2 protein-coding genes are annotated in these 20,730 nt (G+C 69.2%); both read left to right on the top strand.

Features of this window, described 5'->3' with window-relative positions; translation table 11 throughout:
* The first annotated feature begins 106 nt into the window (after window positions 1–106).
* Window positions 107–20,155 carry a calcium-binding protein gene (locus tag V7Q42_RS01580; protein ID WP_333821932.1) on the top strand — a complete coding sequence of 6,683 codons (20,049 nt, stop codon included), beginning with the start codon at window positions 107–109 and terminating at the stop codon, window positions 20,153–20,155.
* Window positions 20,156–20,334: 179 nt separating this feature from the next.
* Window positions 20,335–20,715: a DUF6165 family protein gene (locus tag V7Q42_RS01575; RefSeq protein ID WP_333821930.1), complete on the top strand. Its 381-nt coding sequence runs from the start codon at window positions 20,335–20,337 to the stop codon at window positions 20,713–20,715.
* The last annotated feature ends 15 nt before the right edge of the window (window positions 20,716–20,730 follow it).

The raw sequence follows: 20,730 nt of genomic DNA, 5'->3' as shown, positions 1-20,730 counted from the left end.
AACCAACCAATAGCGAAACTGCGGGTTGATTGAAGACGACCGTGTCGGATCGTGCCGTGATTTTCGTGTCGCGGCGGGCCGTGCGGACTTCAGAGGGACCGGACCCGTGGCGACCTATAATTACGGCAACACCCCGACCACTGCGACCGTCACCAATGCGACGGCGATCACCAGTGGCACGGGCGACGATGTCATCACGGTCTCCGGGACCACCACCGGCGCCATCATCGATCTGGGCGGAGGCACCGACCAGTTGAGGTTCACCGGCATCGCGACGGCGACGGTGAAGAATGTCGAGACCATCACCGGCAGCGCCTCGAACGACACCATCACCCTCGGCAGTCAGGCGACCGGCAGCACGATCGACCTCGGTCTCGGCAAGGACACGCTCCGCCTCGGCGCCTACGACAACACCGTCACCGTTTCCAACGCCGAGACCATCCTCGGCAACACCGGCGACGACGTCGTCGTGCTGCGTGGCACGACGTCCGGTGCGGTCATCAATCTCGGCGCCGGCCAGGATTCGCTCGCCTTCACCGCCGGCACCACCGCGACGGTCTCCAACGTCGAAGTCCTGACCGGCAGCTCCGTCACCGATTCGGTCGTCCTCGGCGCCCGCATCACCGGCGGTACCATCGACCTCGGCGCCGGCGCCGACCGCCTGACCCTCGGCGCCTACATCAACAAGGTCACCGTCTCCAACGTCGAGACCATCCTCGGCGGCGTCTCGTCCGACACCGTGGTCCTCGGTTCGCAGGCCGCCGGCATCACCGTCGACCTCGCCGCCGGCTCCGACAAGCTGTCGCTCGGCGACTTCGTCAATACGCTGACCGTCGCCAACGTCGAGACCATCGTCGGCGGTTCGACCAACGACACCGTCACCTTGTCGGCGCGTGCCACCGGCACCACCGTCGACCTCGGTGCCGGCAACGACAAGCTGACGCTCGGCGCCTTCATCAACACCGTCACCGTCACCGGCGCCGAGACGATCATCGGCGGCGCGTCCTCCGACACCGTCGTGCTCGGTGCGGCCGTGACCGGCGGCTTCGTCGACCTCGCCGGCGGCACCGACCGGCTCGTGCTGAGCCCGGCCGGCGGCACCCTCACCGTGGCCAACGTCGAGACCGTCACCGCCGGCACCGGCGACGACGCGATCACCTATTCCAGTGCCGCGGCGGCGGTGATCGACCTCGGCGACGGCGACGACGCCCTGACGCTCGGCAACTACCGCAACACCGTCACGGTCTCCGGGGTGGAGACCATCACCGGTGGCGCCTCGATCGACACGGTGACCCTCGCCACCCAGGCGACGGGAACGACGATCGACCTCGGCGGCGGCGCCGACAAGCTGACCCTCGGTGCCTTCGACAACACCCTGACGGTCTCCAACGTCGAGACCATCGTCGGTGGTGCGTCCTCCGATACCGTGAACTTCGCCGCACAGGCGACCGGCGGCACCGTCGACCTCGGCGCCGGGGTCGACACGCTGACCCTCGGCGATTTCGTCAATACCCTGACGATCCTCAACGTCGAGACCATCACGGGCGGCTCGACCAACGACGTCCTGACCCTCGGCTCGCGCGTCACCGACGCGACCGTCGATCTCGGCGGCGGCCGCGATTCGCTGACCCTCGGCAACTTCATCAATACCGTCACGGTCATCGACGCCGAGACCATCGTCGGCGGCGCTTCCGCCGACACCGTCGTGATGGACGGCGAAACCACCGGGGCGGTCATCGACCTCAAGACCGGTTTCGACACGCTCTATCTGGCGACCGGCGGCGCGACCGTCACCGTGTCCAACGTCGAAACCATCGTCGGCTCCACCGCCGGCGACGTCGTGACCCTCGGCTCCGGCGCGACCGGCGGCCTCATCGACCTCGGCGAAGGCGCCGACAGCATCACGCTCGCCGCCAAGATCAACTCGATCTCGCTCGCCAACGTCGAGACCATCACCGGCGCCGCATCCGCCGACACCGTCGTGCTCACCACCCAGGCGACCGGAACCGCCGTGGATCTCGGCGCCGGCCTCGACAAGCTGGTGCTCGGCGCTTTCGTCAACACCGTTTCGGTGGCCAACGTCGAAACCGTCGTCGGCGGTTCGACCAACGACACCGTGGTCTTCACCACCCAGGCGACCCGTTCGGTGATCGACATGGGGGCGGGCAACGACAAGCTCTACCTCGGCGATTTCCTCAACACCCTGTCGGTGGCCAATGCGGAGACCATCGTCGGCGGCTCGACCAACGACGCCGTCACGCTCTCCTCGCAGTCGGTGCGCACCGTCGTCGATCTCGGCGCCGGCAACGACACCCTGACGCTCGGCGCCTTCGTCAACACCGTCACCGTCTCCAACGTCGAGACCATCGTCGGTGGCGTCTCTTCCGACACTGTCGTCCTCAAGGCGGCCACCACCCGCGCCGTCGTCGATCTCGGCGGTGGTGCCGACAAACTGACGCTGGCCGCCGGCGGTGGCACGGTGATCGTCTCCAACGTCGAAACCGTCGTCGGCGCCACGGCCGCCGATCAGGTGACCCTGGGCGGCGTCGCCGCGAACGTCCGCATCGACCTCGGTGGCGGCAACGACAAGCTGGTCCTCGGCTCCTTCGCCAACACGGTCACGGTTTCCAACGTCGAGACCATCATCGGCGGCGCTTCGGCCGATCTCGTCTCCATCTGGGGTCAGGCCACGCGGGTCAGCATCGATCTCGGCGCCGGCGCCGACAAGCTGATGCTCTCCAGCACCGCCAACACGGTCACGGTCTCCAACGTCGAAACCGTCATCGGCGGCTCCAGCTCGGATACCGTCTACCTCGGCACACAGTCGACCGGGTCCGTGATCAACCTCGGCGCCGGCGACGACCGCCTGTATCTCGGCGATTTCATCAACACGGTCACGGTCTCCAACACCGAGACCATCCTCGGCGGCGCCTCCACCGACACCGTCGTGCTCGCCTCGCAGGCGACGGGCATCGAGGTCGATCTCGGCGCCGGCATCGACAGGCTGACGCTCGGCGCCTACCTCAACACCGTGATGGTCTCCAACGTCGAAACCGTCGTCGGTGGCGCATCGTCCGACACCGTCACCTTCGCCACCCAGGTGACCGGAGCGATCGTCGATCTCGGCAACGGCCTCGACCGGCTGATTCTCGGCGACTTCGTCAACACCGTCACCGTCTCCAATACCGAGACCATCACCGGCGGAGCCTCCACCGACCTCGTCACGCTCGCCTCGGCCGGGACCGGCTCGACCATCGACCTCGGTGGCGGCGACGACCGGCTGACCCTCGGCGCCTTCGTCAACACCGTCACCGTGTCGAACGTCGAGACCATCGTCGGCGGCGCCTCGTCCGACATCGTCACCCTCGGCGGCGCCGTCACCGGCGCCACCGTCGACCTCGGCCGCGGCGCCGACCGTCTGACGCTCTCGGCGAGCGGCGGCACGGTCACCGTGTCGAACGTCGAAACCGTCGTCGGCGGTGCCGCCGGCGATCTCGTCACCTTCGTCGCCCAGGCCACCAACGTCGCCGTCGACCTCGCCGGTGGTGCCGACACCCTGGTGCTCGGTGACTTCCAGAACACTCTCTCCGTCGCCAACGTCGAAACGATCCTCGGCGGCGCCTCGGTCGATTCCGTCGTTCTGTCCGCTCAGGCGACCGGCACCACCGTCGATCTGGGGACCGGCAACGACAAGCTGACGCTCGGCAACTTCGTCAACACGGTTTCGGTCGCCGACGTCGAAACCCTGATCGGCGGCATCTCCTCCGACACCGTCGTCCTCACCTCCGGCGTCACCGGCGTCATCGTCGATCTCGGCATCGGCGCCGACAAGCTCGTCCTCGGCGACTTCGCGAACTCGCTCACCGTCTCCAACACCGAGACCATCCTCGGCGGCTCCGACGTCGACATCGTGGTTCTCGGCAGTTCCACCACCGGCGCGACCATCGACCTCGGCGCCGGCGCCGACAGGCTGACCCTCTCCGCCACCGGCGGCACCCTCACCGTTTCCGACATCGAGACCATCGTCGGCTCCAACGCCGCCGACGTCGTCACCCTCGGTGCCCAGGCGACCGGTGCTGTGATCAACCTCGGCACCGGTGTCGATCGCCTGATCCTCGGCGCCTTCGACAACACCGTGACCGTCTCCAACGTCGAGACCATCGTCGGCGGCGCTTCCTCCGACGTCGTCACCCTCGGCGCGGCGGCGAGCAACGGCACGATCTCGCTCGGCGGCGGCGCCGACCAACTGATCCTCGCGGCCGCCGGCGGCACCGTCACCGTCGCCGACGTCGAGACCATCACCGGCGGCGGCGGAACCGACATCATCACCCTGTCGGCTCAGGCGACCGGTACGACCATCGATCTCGGCGCCGGCAACGACAGGCTGACCCTCGGCGCCTTCGCCAACACCGTCACCGTCGCCAACGTCGAGACGCTCGTCGCCTCGGCGAGCGCCGACACCGTCACCTACGCCAGCGCCCTGACGGGCTCCGTCGATCTCGGCGCCGGCGAAGACCGCCTGACCCTCGGCGACTTCCAGAACACCGCCACCGTCTCCAACGTCGAGACCATCATCGGCGGGGTCTCCGCCGATACCGTCGTTCTGGCGACCCAGGCGCGCGGCATCACCGTCGACCTCGGCGCCGGCGCCGACAAGCTGACCCTCGGCAACTTCGTCAATACCGTCACCGTTTCCGACGTCGAGACCATCGTCGGCGGCTCTTCGAGCGACCTCGTGACCTTCGGCGCCGCCGTCACCGGCGCCACCGTCGATCTCGGCGCCGGCGCCGACCGTCTGGTGTTCGACGACTCCGGGGCGACCGTGACCGTCGCCAACGTCGAGACCGTCACCGGCGGCGCCGGCGACGACGCGCTCTTCCTCGGCGGCGTCGTCAGCGGCGTCACGATCGATCTCGGCGCCGGGTCCGACACACTGACCTTCGGCGATGCGCTCGAGACGGTGACCGTCACCAACGTCGAGACCATCATCGGTGGCGCCTCCGGCGACACCCTGGTGATCGGCTCCGCCTTCACGTCCGGTACCATCGACCTCGCCGGCGGCAACGACAGCCTGCGGTTGGGCGACTTCGTCAACACCGTCACCGTGTCGAACGTCGAGACCATCACCGGCGGCACGTCCGCCGACACGATCGTCCTCGGCGCGGTGACCACCGGCGCGACCATCGATCTCGGCGCCGGGTCCGACACGCTGACCTTCACCGATGCGGCCACCGTCCAGATCGCCAACGTCGAGAACGTCGTCGGCAGCGCGGCGGACGACGACGTGACCGCGATCGGTGCCTTCGCCGGCACCGTCGACCTGGGCGACGGCGACGATCTCCTGACCCTCGACGAGGCGGCCAACACCGTCACCGTCGCCAATGTCGAAACCCTCTTCGGCGGGGCTTCGAGCGATGTCGTCGTGCTCTCCGGCGCCACCACCGGCGGCACCTTCAATCTCGGCGAAGGTGGCGACACGCTGACCATCGACGACGCCGGCGGCACCATCACCGTGGCCGGCGTCGAGACCATCGTCGGCGGCGCGGCGGACGACGTCGTCGTCTATTTCGGCAACATGGAAGAGTCCGCCGTCGACCTCGGCGGCGGCAACGACACCCTGATTCTGCGCAGCGCATCGACGCTGACCGTCTCGAACGTCGAGACCATCGTCGGCGGCGCGTCCTCCGACGCCGTCACCCTCGGGACGGCGATCACCGAAGGGACGATCGATCTCGGCGCCGGCCCCGACACCTTGACTCTCGGCGACTTCGTCAACACCCTGACCATCCTCGACGTCGAGAACCTGGTCGGCGGCGCGTCCGACGACACCGTCACCCTCGGCGGCGCCACCACCGGTTCGCTCATCGACCTCGGTGGCGGCGACGACACCCTGATCCTCGCCGCGGCCGGCGGCACCGTGACCCTGACCGGGGTCGAGACCATCGTCGGCGGCGGTGGCGACGACGACGTCACCTTGGCCGAAGGGGGCGACGGCGTCTTCCTCGACCTCGATTCGGGCGACGACACTCTGCACCTCGGCGATTTCGACAACACCGTCACCGTCGCCAATATCGAAACCGTGCTCGGCGGCGCCTCCGCCGACGTCGTCACCTTCGGCGGCGTCGTGACCGGCGGGACCGTCGACCTCGGCGCCGGCGACGACGCTCTCGTCTTCGACGCCTCCGGTGCCACCGTCACCGTCACCGGTGTCGAGACCGTCACCGGATCGGGCGTCGCCGACGTCCTCACCTTCTCCGGGCAGGTCACCGGCAGCACCGTCGATCTCGGCGCCGGCCTCGACCGTGTCGTCCTCGGCGATACGGTGAACACCGTCACGCTCTCGAACGTCGAAATCGTCGCCGGCGGTGCTTCGGCCGATCAGGTCGTCCTCGCCACCCAGGCCACCGACGTCACCATCGATCTGGGCGCCGGCAACGACAAGCTCTACCTCGGCGGCTTCGCCAACACGATCACCGTGTCGAACGTCGAGACCATCGTCGGCGGCAGCGACGCCGACACCGTCCGCTTCTCCGGCGCGACGTCGCGCACCACCGTCGATCTCGGTGCCGGCGACGACGTCGTCACCTTCGACGACCAGATCAACACGGCGACCGTCTCCAACGCCGAGACCATCTTCGGCGGCGTCAGCTCCGACATCGTCACCCTCGGCGCCCAGGCGACCGGGAGCGTGGTCGATCTCGGTGGTGGCGGCGATCGCTTGGTTCTGAAATCCTTCGTCAACACCGTCACGGTGTTCAACGTCGAGACGGTTTGGGGTGGCGCCAGCTCCGATACCGTGGTTCTCGGAGCCGCGGTCACCGGTGCCGCTCTCGGCCTGGGGGCCGGCCTCGACACCGTGATCTTCGACGATGCCGGCGCCACCGTCATGCTCGGCTACGTGGAATCGGTCGTCGGTGGTGCCGCGGACGACGAGGTCACGTTCTACAGCCAGGTCACCGCGACCAACATCGATCTCGGCGGCGGCCACGACCGGCTGGTCCTGACGTCCTTCGTCAACACCCTGACCGTCGCCGACGTCGAAGGGATCGTCGGCGGCGCCTCCGCCGACATCGTGACGCTGTCGACGGCGGCGACCGACACGACCATCGATCTCGGTGCCGGCAACGACAAGCTGACGCTCGGCGACTTCGTCAACACCGTCACCGTCTCGAACATCGAATCGGTGGTCGGCGGCGATTCCGCCGACACCGTCGTGCTCGCGGCGCGGATCACCTCCGGCACCTACGATCTCGGCGCCGGCGACGACACCCTCGTGCTCGCTTCCGCCGTGAACACCGTCACCGTCGTCGACGTGGAAACCGTCGTCGGTGGTTCGACCGACGACACGATCGTGTTCGGCGCCCAGGCGACCGGCAACGTCGTCGACCTCGGCGCCGGCCTCGACCGGCTGGTGCTCGGCGACTACGCCAACACCGTGACCGTCTCCGGCGTGGAGACCGTGGTCGGCGGCGCCGACGACGACACCGTGACCCTCGGGGCCGCGACGACCGGCACGGTCGTCACCCTCGGCGAGGGCAACGACACCCTCGATCTCGGCGCCTCCGGCGCCACCGTCACCGTGCACGACGTCGAGACCATCGTCGGTGGCGCCGGTGACGACACCGTCACGCTCGCCACCGCGGCGGCGGAGATCGACATCGCCTTCGGCGCGGGCGCCGACACGCTGGTGCTCGGCGACTTCGTCAACACCGTCACCGTGGCCGACGTCGAAGCCATCGTCGGCGGTTCGGCCGACGACACCGTCACCCTCTCCGGCACGATCACCGGCGCCACCGTCGATCTCGGCGGCGGCGACGACACCTTGACCCTCGCCTCCGGCGGCTCGACCCTCACCGTCACCAATGTCGAAACCGTTCTCGGCGGCGACGGCGACGACACCGTCGTCCTCGGCGCACAGACCGACAGCCTGACCATCGACCTCGGCGGTGGCCACAACACCCTGGTCTTCGGCGACTTCGTCAACACCCTGACGGTCGCCAACATGGCGACCATCACCGGCGGTTCGACCGACGACACGGTCACCCTGTCGACCGCCGTGACCGCCGGATCCGTCGATCTCGGCGCCGGACTCGACACGCTGACCCTCGGCGACTTCGTCAACACCCTGACGGTCTCCGGCGTCGAGACCGTCGTCGGCGGCGCGTCGTCCGACACCGTGACGGTCGCCACCCAGGCGACCGGAAACGTCCTCGATCTCGGTGCCGGCGCCGACCGGCTGACCCTCGGCGACTTCGCCAACACCGTCACCCTCTCCGGCGTCGAGACCGTCACCGGCGGGGCCGACGTCGACATCCTCGTCTTCGCCGGTCGAGCGACCGGCAGCACCGTCGATCTCGGTGCCGGCGCCGACGCCGTCCACCTCGGCGACTTCGTCAACACCGTCACGCTGTCCAACGTCGAGACCATCGTCGGCGGCGCCTCCGCCGATCACGTCACGCTGGCGACCGCCTTCGTCGACGGGACGATCGATCTCGGCGGCGGCGGCGACGCGCTGACCCTCGGCGCCTTCGTCAACACCGTCACCGCGGCGAACATCGAGACGATCACCGGCGGCGCCTCCGCCGACACGCTCGTTCTCGCCACCCAGGCGACCGGTGCGACGATCGACCTCGCCGGCGGCGCCGATACGCTGACCCTCGGAGCCTTCGTCAACACCGTCACCGTCTCCGACGTCGAGACCATCACCGGCGGCTCGACCGACGACACCGTCACTCTCGCCGCCCAGGCGACGGGCGCGACCATCGACCTCGGGGCCGGCCTCGACACGCTGACCCTCGGCGCCTTCGTCAACACCCTCACCGTCTCGAACTTCGAGACGATCGTCGGCGGCTCGACCGACGACACCGTGGTCTTCGGCACCGCCGTCACCGGCGCCGTGGTGAACCTCGGCGCCGGTGGCGACACCGTCACCTTCGCCGACACCGGCGCGACGGTCACTCTGTCGAACGTCGAGACCGTGGTCGGTTCGGCGATCGACGACCTCGTCACCATCGCCGCCGGCACCACGCCGATGTCCGTCGACCTCGGCTCCGGTTCCGACCATCTGGTGCTCGGTGCCTTCGTCGGCACCGTGACCGCCTCGAACGTCGAGACCATCACCGGCGGCGCCTCCGCCGACACCGTGATCCTCGTCTCGCAGGCGACCGGCACCACCGTCGATCTCGCCGGCGGCGCCGACGCGCTGACGCTGGGCGCCTTCGTCAACACCGTGACCGCCTCGAACGTCGAGACCATCACCGGCGGCGTCTCCTCCGACACCGTGACGCTGGCCACTCGGGCGAGCGGCACCACCGTCGATCTCGGCGGCGGCGCCGACAAGCTGGTGCTCGGCGGCTTCGCCAACACCCTGACCGTCTCCAATGTCGAGACCCTGGTCGGCGGCGGCCTCGCCGACACCGTGACGCTGGCCACCCAGGCGACCGGCACCACCGTCGATCTCGGTGCCGGCGCCGACCACCTGGTTCTCGGCGCCTTCGTCAACACCGTCACCGTCACCGACGTCGAGACCGTCACCGGCGGTTCGACCGACGACACCGTCGTGCTCTCCGGCGCCGTCACCGGCGGCACCTTCGATCTCGGCGCGGGCGCCGACACGCTCGTCTTCGCCGCGGCCGGCGCCACCGTCACCGTCTCCGGCGTCGAGACCATCACCGCGTCCGCCGTCGACGACCGGGTGACCCTCGGCGATCAGGCGACCGGCACGACGATCGATCTTTCCGGCGGGTCCGACACGCTGGTGCTCGGGGCCTTCGTCAACACCGTCACCGTCTCCGACGTCGAGACCGTCACCGGCGGGGCCTCGGCCGACACCGTGACGCTGGCCACCCAGGCCGGCGGTGTCGTCGTCGACCTCGGCGGCGGCGCCGACCACCTGGTTCTCGGCGACTTCGTCAACACCGTCACGGTCTCGAACGTCGAGACCATCACCGGCGGCACCTCGACCGACGCCGTCACCCTCGCCGCCCAGGCGACGGGCGCGACCATCGACCTCGGTGCGGGATCCGACACGCTGGTGCTCGGCGCCTTCGTCAACACCGTCACGGTGTCGAACGTCGAGACCCTGACCGGCGGTTCGACCGACGACACCGTCACCCTCGCCGCTCAGGCGACCGGTTCGGTGATCGATCTCGGCGCCGGCAACGACAAGCTGACGCTCGGCAACTTCGTCGACACCGTCACCGTGTCCAACGTCGAGACCATCATCGGCGGCACGACCGACGATACCGTCGTCTTCGGTGCCGCGGCCACCGGCGCCACGGTCGATCTCGGTGCCGGCAACGACACCCTGGTCTTCGCCGCGACCGGCGCCACCGTCACCGTCGCCAATGTCGAGACGATCACCGGCTCGACCGTCACCGATCTGCTGACCCTCGGTTCCCAGGCGACCGGCTTCACCGTCGACCTCGGCGCCGGCGCCGACGCGCTGACGCTCGGTAACTTCGTCAACACGGTCACCGTGTCGAACGTCGAGACCGTCACCGGCGGCGCCTCCGCCGATACGGTCACCTTCGGCTCCGCCGTCACCGGCGCGACCGTCGACCTCGCCGGCGGTGCCGACCGCCTGATCCTCGGCGCGGCCGGGGCCACCGTCACCGTGTCCAACGTCGAGACCATCACCGGCGCCGGCGGCACCGACGTGGTGACGCTCGCCACCCAGGCGATCGCCACCTCGATCGACCTCGGCGGCGGCGCCGACGCGCTGACCCTCGGTGCCTTCGTCAACACCGTCACCGTCTCGAACGTCGAGACGCTCACCGGTGGGTCGACCAACGACACCGTGGTCCTCGCCGCCCAGGCGACAGGCTCGGTGATCGATCTCGGCACCGGTCTCGACAAGCTGACGCTCGGCGCCTTCGTCAACACCGTCACGGTCTCGAACGCCGAGACCGTCGTCGGTGGTTCGACCGACGACACCGTCACTCTGGCCGCCCAGGCGACCGGCTCGGTGGTCGACCTCGGCGCCGGCCTCGACAAGCTGGTGCTCGGCGCCTTCGTCAACACCGTCACCGTCTCCAATGTCGAGACCATCACCGGTGGTTCGACCGACGACACCGTGACGCTCGCGGCCCGCGCCACCGGTTCGATGATCGACCTCGGCGCCGGCGACGACACGCTGACGCTCGGCGCCTTCGTCAACACCGTGACCGTCTCCGACGTCGAGACCGTCATCGGTGCGATCTCCTCCGACACCGTGGTGCTGGGCGCCGCCGTCACCGGCGCGGTCATCGACCTCGGCGCCGGCAACGACTCCGTCACCCTCGCCGCCGCCGGCGGCACCCTGACGGTCTCCAACGTCGAAACCGTCACCGGCGGTGCGGCCGACGACGTCGTCACCCTCGGCGCTCAGGCGCTCTCCGGCACCATCGATCTCGCCGGCGGTGCCGACACCGTGATCCTCGGCGCCTTCGTCAACACCGTCACGGTCGCCAACGTCGAGACCGTCACCGGCGGTTCGACCAACGACACCGTCGTCCTCGGCGCCCAGGCGACCGACGTGACACTCGATCTCGGCGCCGGCCTCGACAGGCTGGTGCTCGGCGCCTTCGTCAACACCGTCACCGTCTCGAACGTCGAGACCGTCACCGGTGGTACGACCGACGACACCGTCGTCTTCGGGGCGGCGATCACCGGCGCCTCCGTCGATCTCGGCGCCGGCGACGACACGCTGGTCTTCGCCGCGAGCGGCGCGACCGTCACCGTCTCCAACGTCGAGACCGTCACCGGTTCGGCGGTCACCGACGTCGTCACCCTCGGCGCGCAGGCCACCGGCATCACCGTCGACCTCGGCGGCGGCGCCGATGCGTTGACCCTGCGCAACCAGGTCAACACCATCACCGTCGCCAACGTCGAAACCGTCACCGGCGGCGCCTCGTCCGACATCGTCACCTTCTCCGGTGCCGTCACCGGCTCGACCGTCGATCTCGGCGTCGGCAACGATCACCTGACCCTCGGTTCGGGCGGCGCGACCGTCACCGTGTCCAATGTCGAGACCATCACCGGCGGTGCCGATACCGACGCGGTGACCCTCGCCACCCAGGCCTACGGCACTTCCATCGACCTCGCCGGCGGCGCCGATGCGCTGACCCTCGGGGCGTTCCTCAACACCCTGACCATCTCGAACGTCGAGACCCTCACCGGCGGGTCGACCAACGACACCGTGACCTTCGGTGCGCAGGCGACCGGTTCGACCGTCGATCTCGGCGCCGGCCTCGACAAGCTGGTGCTCGGCGCCTTCGTCAACACCGTGACGATCGCCGACGTCGAGACCCTGGTCGGCGGCTCGACCGACGACACCGTGACCCTGTCGGCCCAGACCACCGGGTCGTTCGTCGATCTCGGCGCCGGCCTCGACAGGCTGACCCTCGGCGCCTTCGTCAACACGATCACCGTGTCGAACGTCGAGACCGTCCACGGCGGCTCGACCGACGACACCGTGACCTTCGGTGCGCAGGCGACCGGCGCGACCGTCGACCTCGGCGCCGGCCTCGACACGCTGACCCTCGGGTCCTTCGTCAACACCGTGACGGTCTCGAACATCGAGACCATCGTCGGCGGCGCCTCCTCCGACACCGTGGTGTTGGCGACGGCGGTCACCGGTGCCGTGATCGATCTCGGCGCCGGCGCCGACGGGCTGACCTTCTCCGACGACGGCGCCACCGTGACGGTCTCCGGCATCGAGACCATCACCGGCGGTGCGGCCTACGATTCGGTCACCCTGTCGACCGCCGCGGCCGGCCTGCGCATCGACCTCGCCGGCGGCGTCGACGTCGTCACGCTCGCCGACTTCGTCAACACCGTCACCGTGTCGAACGTCGAAGTTCTGACCGGCGGTGCCTCCTCCGACACCGTCACGCTCGGCGCCCAGGCGACCGACATGACCATCGACCTCGGGGCCGGCTCCGACAAGCTGACGCTCGGCGCCTTCGACAACACCGTGACCGTCTCCAACGCCGAGACGATCATCGGCGCGGCCGGATCGGACACCGTGGTGCTCGCCACCCAGGCCACCGGCACGACGGTCAATCTGTCCACCGGCGCCGACAAGCTGGTGCTCGGGGCCTTCGTCAACACCCTGACCGTCCAGAGTGTCGAGACCATCGTCGGCGGCGTGTCCTCCGACACCGTGACGCTCGGCAATCAGGCGACCGGCACCATCGTCGATCTCGGCGGCGGCTCGGACAAGCTGACGCTCGGTGCCTACGTCAACACCGTGACCGTGTCCGGCGTCGAAACCCTGGTCGGCGGCGTGTCCTCCGACACCGTCGTCTTCGGTGCGGCGATCACCGGGGCCACCGTCGATCTCGGCGGCGGTGCCGACAGCCTGACCTTCTCCGACGACGGCGCCACCGTCACCATCTCCAACGTCGAGACCATCACGGCCGGCGCGGCCAACGACATCGTCACCCTCGGCTCGGCCGCCACCGGGATCACCATCGATCTCGACGACGGCTACGACACGCTGGTTCTCGGCGCTTTCGTCAACACCGTCACCGTGTCGAACGTCGAAGTTCTGACCGGCGGCGCCTCCTCCGACATCGTCACCCTGGGCAGCCAGGTCACCGATGCCGACATCGACCTCGCCGGCGGCGCCGACAAGCTCGTCCTCGGTGATTTCGACAATACCCTGACCGTCGCCAACGTCGAGACCATCGTCGGCGGCGCCTCCTCCGACATCCTCACCCTCGCCACCCAGGCGACCGGTCAGTCGATCGATCTCGGCACCGGCACCGACCAGATCAGGCTCGGCGCCTTCGTCAACACCGTCACCCTGTCCAACATCGAGACGGTGCTCGGCGGCACGACGAACGACACCGTCACCCTCGCCACCCGGGCGCAGGGCGTCGTCGTCGATCTCGGCACCGGCCTCGACACCCTGGTGCTGCGCAACTTCGCCAACACCGTCACCGTCTTCAATGTCGAGACGATCACCGGCGGTGCCTCCTCCGACATCGTCACCTTCGGGGCCGACGTGACCGGCGCCAACGTCGATCTCGGCGGCGGCAGCGACAAGCTGGTGTTCCACGATGCCGGCGCCACGGTCACCGTGAGCCACGTCGAGACCATCGTCGGCGGTGCCGCGGACGATCTCGTCACGCTCGCCTCCTCGGTCGTCTCGATCGACCTCGGCGGCGGCGCCGACGGGCTGATCCTCGGCGACATCGTCAACACCCTGACCGTCTCCAACGCCGAGACGATCACCGGCGGCGCCTCCTCCGACATCGTCACCCTCGCCACCCAGGCGACCGGGACCGAGATCGATCTGGCCGGCGGCGCCGACAAGCTGGTGCTCGGCAATTTCGCCAACACGGTCACCGTCGCGCACGTCGAGACGATCACCGGCGCGGCTGCGGCCGACACCGTGACTCTCACCACCCAGGCGACGGGCACCACCGTCGATCTGGCCGGCGGGGCCGATACGCTGAAGCTCGGCGACTTCGTCAACACCGTCACGCTCGCGGGGGTCGAGACCCTCACCGGTGGTGCGACCAACGACACCGCGGTGTTCTCCGCCCAGGTCACCGGCGCGACCGTCGATCTCGCCGACGGCCTCGACGAGCTGGTGCTCGGCGACTTCGTCAACACGGTCACGGTGTCGAACGTCGAGACCATTCTCGGCGGCTCCGACAAGGACACCGTCACCTTCGCCGTCGAGGTGGAGGACACCGTCGTCGACCTCGGCGCCGGCGGCGACACCCTGATCATCGACGCCACCGGCGCGACGGTCACGGTCGCCAACATCGAGACGATCACCGGCGGCGGCGCCGCCGACCTCGTCACCTTCTCCGCTCAGTCGACCGCCACGGTGATCGATCTGGCGGGCGGCAACGATCGCCTCGTGCTCGGCGACTTCGTCAACACGATCACCGTGTCGAACGTCGAGACCATCACCGGCGGCGCCTCGGCCGATACCGTCACCCTCGGCGCCCAGGCGACCGGAGGCCGGATCGACCTCGCCGGCGGCGGCGATGGCCTCACCCTCGGCGACTTCATCAACACGATCACCGTGTCGAACGTCGAGACCATCACCGGCGGCACGACCAACGACACCGTCGCCTTCGGCGCGCAGGTGACCGGAGCGACGCTCGACCTCGGGGCCGGCCTCGACACGCTGGTGCTCGGCGCCTTCGTCAACACGGTCACCGTGTCGAACGTCGAGACGATCACCGGCGGGTCCACGAACGACACCGTCGTCTTCGCCGCCCAGGCGACCGGCGCGGAGATCGATCTGGCCGCCGGCAACGACCGATTGGTGCTCGGCAACTTCGTCAACACCGTCACGGTGTCGAACGTCGAGACCATCGTCGGCGGCTCGGACGACGACGAGGTGATCTTCGGGAGCGCCGTCACCGGCGGAGCGATCGACCTCGGCGCCGGCGACGACACGCTGACCTTCGACGCCACCGGCGCGACGGTCACGGTGTCGAACGTCGAGACGATCACCGGCTCGGCCGCCGACGACGTCGTCACTCTCGGCGGTCAGGCGACCGGCGTGATCCTCGACCTCGATGACGGCGACGACACGCTGGTTCTCGGCGCCTTCGCCAACACGGTCACGGCGTCGAACGTCGAGACGATCACCGGCGGGGCCTCCTCCGACACCGTCACGCTCGCCACCCAGGCGACGGGGATGGTCATCGATCTGGCCGGCGGCTCCGACAAGCTGGTGCTCGGCGCCTTCGCCAACACCGTTTCGGTCGCCCATGTCGAGACCCTCACCGGCGGCAACGCCGCCGACGAGGTGGTGCTCACCGCCCAGTCGACCGGCGCGTCGATCGACCTCGGTGCCGGCGACGACGTCCTCACCCTCGGGGCCTTCGTCAACACGGTCACCGTGTCGAACGTCGAAACGATCACCGGCGGGTCCACGAACGACACCGTCACTCTCGGTGCGCAGTCGACCGGCACGATCATCGATCTGGCCGCCGGCAACGACACGCTGGTGCTCGGCGACTTCACCAACACCGTCACCGTCGACAACGTCGAGACCATTCTCGGCGGCAGCGGCGCCGACGAGGTGGTGTTCGCCGCCGCCGTGACCGGCGCCACCGTCGACCTCGGCACCGGCGCCGACACCCTGGTCTTCGACGCCACCGGCGCGACGGTCACCGTGTCGAACGTCGAGATCCTCACCGGCTCGGCGGCCGACGACGTCGTCACCCTCGGCGGTCAGGCGACCGGCTCGACCCTCGACCTCGCCGGCGGCGACGACACCCTGGTGCTCGGGGCCTTCGTCAACACGGTCACCGTGTCGAATGCCGAGACGATCACCGGCGGCGCGTCCTCCGACACCGTCACCCTCGCCACCCAGGCGACGGGCACGACGGTCGACCTCGCCGGCGGTTCCGACAAGCTGGTGCTCGGCGACTTCGCCAACACCGTCACGGTGTCGAACGTCGAGACCGTCGTCGGCGGCAACGCGGCCGACGAATTGGTCCTCGGGGCCCGGGTCACCGCCATGTCGGTCGATCTCGGCGCCGGCGCCGACACCCTGACTCTGGGTGCCTTCGTCAACACGCTCACCGTATCGAACGTCGAAACCGTCACCGGCGGCTCGACCGACGACACCGTCACCCTCGGTGCCCAGTCGACGGGTTCGGAGATCGATCTCGGAGCCGGCAACGACACGCTGGTGCTCGGCGCCTTCGTCAACACCGTCACGGTGTCGAACGTCGAGACCATCACCGGCGGGTCGAACGACGACGAGGTGATCTTCGGCGCGGCCGTCACCGGCGGAGCGATCGACCTCGGCGACGGCGACGACACGCTGACCTTCGACGCCACCGGCGCGACGGTCACGGTGTCGAACGTCGAGACCGTCACCGGTTCGGCGGCCGACGACGTCGTCACCCTCGGCGGTCAGGCGACCGGCGTGATCCTCGATCTCGCGGGCGGCGACGACATCCTCGCGCTCGGCGCCTTCGACAACACCGTCACCGCCTCGAACGTCGAGACGATCACCGGCGGCGCCTCCTCCGACATCGTCACCCTCGGTGCGCAGGCGACCGGCGCGGTGATCGATCTCGCCGGCGGCGACGACCACCTCACCCTCGGCGCCTTCGTCAACACGGTCACCGTGTCGAACGTCGAGACCGTCACCGGTGGCTCGACCAACGACGAGGTGATCTTCGCCTCCGCCGTCACCGGTGGGGCGATCGACCTCGGCGCCGGCGACGACACGCTGACGCTGGGCGCCTTCGTCAACACGGTCACCGTGTCGAACGTCGAAACCGTCACCGGCGGTTCGACCAACGACAACGTCACCTTCGGGGCCCAGGCGACGGGCATCACCGTCGATCTCGGCGCCGGTCTCGACCGGCTGGTCCTCGGCGCCTTCGTCAACACCGTCACGGCGTCGAACGTCGAGACCATCACCGGCGGCTCGACCGACGACGAAGTCACCTTCGGCGCCGCCGTCACCGGTGCGACCGTCGATCTCGGGGCCGGCGACGACACCCTGATCCTCGCCGCGGCCGGCGCCACGGTCACCGTGGCAAACATCGAGACCGTCACCGGCGACGCCGGCGACGACACCGTCACCATCTCCGGCCAGGCGACCGGCATCGTCGTCGACCTCGACGCCGGCGACGACATCCTCCTGCTCGGCAACCACCTCAACACCGTCACCGCCTCGAACGTCGAGACGATCACCGGTGGAGCCTCCACCGACACGATCACCCTCGGCGCTCAGTCGACGGGCATGACGATCGACCTCGGCGGTGGTTACGACACCCTCACCCTCGGCGATTTCATCAACACGGTCACCGTGTCGAACGTCGAGACCGTGACCGGTGGTACGACCAACGACGAAGTGGTGGTCGGGGCGCAGCTGCAGCGCGGCGTCTTCGATCTCGGTGCCGGCGACGACACGCTGACGCTGGGCAACTTCATCAACACCGTCACGGTGTCGAACGTCGAGACGCTGACCGGCGGCTCGACCAACGACAGTGTCACGCTCGGCGCCCAGGCGACCGGTGCGACGATCGACCTCGGGGCCGGCCTCGACACGCTGACCCTCGGCGCCTTCGTCAACACCGTCACGGTGTCGAACGTCGAGACCATCATCGGTGGTTCCGACGACGACGAAGTGGTCTTCGGTGCGGCCATCACCGGCGGAGCGATCGACCTCGGTGCCGGCGACGACACTCTGACGCTCGCCGCGGCGGGCGCCACGGCCACCGTCTCCAACGTCGAGACCGTCACCGGCGATGCCGGCGACGACGTCGTCACCCTCGCCGGTCAGGCGACGGGCACGACGGTCGACCTCGACGCCGGCGACGACATCCTGGTGCTCGGCGCGCACGTCAACACCGTCACGGTGTCGAACGTCGAGACGATCACCGGCGGCGCCTCCTCCGACACCGTCACCCTCGGCGCCCAGGCGACCGGCGCGGTGATCGATCTCGCCGGCGGTAGCGACACCCTCACCCTCGGCGCCTTCATCAACACGGTCACCGTGTCGAACGTCGAGACCCTGACCGGTGGCTCGACCAACGACGAAGTGGTGCTCGGGGCGCAGCAGCAGCGCGGCGTCTTCGACCTCGGTGCCGGCGACGACACCCTGACGTTGGGCAACTGGATCAACACCCTGACGGTCTCCGATGCCGAGACCATCACCGGCGGTTCGACCAACGACATCGTCACCCTGGGTGCCCAGTCGACCGGTTCGGAGATCGACCTCGGAGCCGGCCGCGACAAGCTGACCCTCGGCGCCTTCGTCAACACGGTCACGGTGTCGAACGTCGAGACCATCATCGGCGGGGCCACCGACGACGAGGTGATCTTCGGCGGAGCCATCACCGGGGCGACCGTCGACCTCGGTGCCGGCGACGACACCCTGACCTTCGCCGCGGCCGGTGCCACGGTCACGCTGTCCAACGTCGAGACCGTCACCGGCTCGGCGGCGGCGGACGCCGTCACCTTCGCGGTCCAGGTCACCGGCGCGGAGATCGATCTGGCCGGCGGTGCCGATACCCTGACGCTGGCGGCCTACATCAACACCTTGACCGTCTCCGGCGTCGAGAACCTGACCGGCGGGGCCTCCTCCGACATCGTCACCTTCGCCGCCCAGGCGACGGGTTCGGTGATCGATCTCGCCGGCGGCTTCGATGCACTGACGCTCGCCGACTTCGCCAACACCGTCACGGTGTCGAACGTCGAGACGCTGACCGGCGGTTCGGCCGACGACATCGTGGTGGTCGGGGCGCAGTTGCTCCGTGGTCTCTTCGACCTCGGCGGCGGCGACGACAGCCTGACCCTCGGCGACTGGATCAACACCGTCACGGTGTCCGACGCCGAGACCATCATCGGCGGTTCGACCAACGACATCGTCACCCTCGGTGCCCAGGCGACCGGAGCGACGATCGATCTCGGCACCGGCCTCGACAAGCTGACCCTCGGCGCCTTCGCCAACACGGTCACCGTGTCCGACGTCGAAACCCTCATCGGCGGCTCCGCCGACGACGAGGTGACCTTCGGCGCGGCCGTCACCGGCGCCACCGTCGACCTCGGGGCCGGCAACGACATGCTGACCTTCGACGCCGCCGGCGCCACGGTCACCGTGGCCAATGCCGAGACCATCACCGGTGGTGCGGCGGCCGACGTGGTGACGATCAGCGGGTCCTTCACCGGCTCGATCGATCTGGCCGGCGGCAACGACACGCTGACGCTCGGCTCGGGGACGACCGCGACGATCGCCAACGTCGAGACCGTCGTCGGCGGCAGCGGTGCCGACGTGATCGTCCTCACCGGCAGCTCGGGAGCGACCGTCTCCCTCGGCGGCGGGGCGGACGCCTTCACCGGCGGCACCGGCTCCGACACGATCACCGGCGGTGCCGGTGCGGACCAGTTCGTCTTCACCGCGGCCAACCAGTCGGCGACCGGCTCCGGCGACGTCATCCTCGACTTCGTCGCGGGCACCGACAAGTTGGTGTTCCAGGGTCTGTTGACCGGCGGCAGCTTCTCCTACCTGGGGAGCGGGGCGCTGACCAACACCGGCCACAGCCAGGCGCGCTTCGACGACGGGACGGAGACGTTGCAGGTCGACGTCGACGGCGACGGCGCCGCCGACATGGAGATCAAGCTCACCGGCAAGACCGCGGGCGACCTCACCGCCGGCGACTTCACCTGGAGCTGACGCCCACCGGGCGCGATGCTGGACAGTCCGAGCGACTTTCTGGCATCGTCCGGCGAGCGGCACTGCGAATCGGTCTCGACGACCGGACCGGACGGGGCACCGCGCAGGCGGCGCCCCGTTTTCGGTTCGATCGACCGGTCCGATGCCGATTTGGGCGTCTGTGACGGGGTCGGAAGATCATGATCGAAGTGCCGGTCGCCTGGGGCGAACTCGTCGACAAGATCACCATTCTGGAGATCAAGTCGGAGCGCATCGCCGACCCGGCGAAACTCGCCAATGTCTCGACCGAACTGCGCCTGCTGCGCGAGCGTCTCGGCGACGTCGAGCGCGACCCGGAAGTGGCGCGCCTCCACGCCGCCCTCAAGGGCGTCAACGAGACCCTGTGGCAGATCGAGGACGACATCCGCGACTGCGAGCGCGACGGCGATTTCGGCGCGAAGTTCGTCGAACTGGCGCGGTCGGTCTACCGCACCAACGATCGGCGGGCGGAGCTGAAGCGCGAGATCAATCTCGCCCTCGGATCGGCGATCCTCGAGGAGAAATCCTACAAGCCCTACTGATCCGATCGGCCGGGG

This window comes from Pinisolibacter sp., assembly GCF_036782435.1.
In the GTDB taxonomy this organism is placed as follows: domain Bacteria; phylum Pseudomonadota; class Alphaproteobacteria; order Rhizobiales; family Ancalomicrobiaceae; genus CALBKH01.
Note: the sequence above shows the minus strand (reverse complement) of the source record. Positions and strands in the feature narration are given on the sequence as shown.

Bases quoted from the DNA above. Each gene is read 5' to 3' on its own strand.
- V7Q42_RS01575 (WP_333821930.1), top strand. From the start codon at position 20,335: ATGATCGAAGTGCCGGTCGCCTGGGGCGAACTCGTCGACAAGATCACC.